The 288-nt window shown below is 38.2% G+C and carries 1 pseudogene; it reads right to left on the bottom strand.

The window, feature by feature from the left end:
* Positions 1-288, bottom strand: a pseudogene (locus tag KHA98_RS22825) (hypothetical protein); the annotation flags it as partial.

The following is a 288-nucleotide window of genomic DNA, read 5'->3' as shown; positions in this document are numbered from 1 at the left end:
GTAGCATCTGTATAAGAGAACTCATTTTTAGTTCCGTCATAGCTTACGTTTCCTGCCGTATTGTTTACGATATTCTCGATAATCTGTTTTACCTCAGTATTGTTTGCAATCGTTGAGAAGTTGCTTGTTACATCTCCTACTACATTGATCTTAACTTCAACACCTTTCTCGTTTGTATACGTGTAAGATCCGTCGTTGTTGTTAGAAAGCGTAGTAACCGTTTCGCTTAACTTAACAAGATCGCTGATGTTGATCACTTTTGAAGCGCCAGTAGCATCTGTATAAGAG

The sequence above is a fragment of the Flavobacterium branchiicola genome (assembly GCF_018383905.1).
Classification (GTDB): Bacteria; Bacteroidota; Bacteroidia; order Flavobacteriales; family Flavobacteriaceae; genus Flavobacterium; species Flavobacterium branchiicola.
Note: the sequence above shows the minus strand (reverse complement) of the source record. Positions and strands in the feature narration are given on the sequence as shown.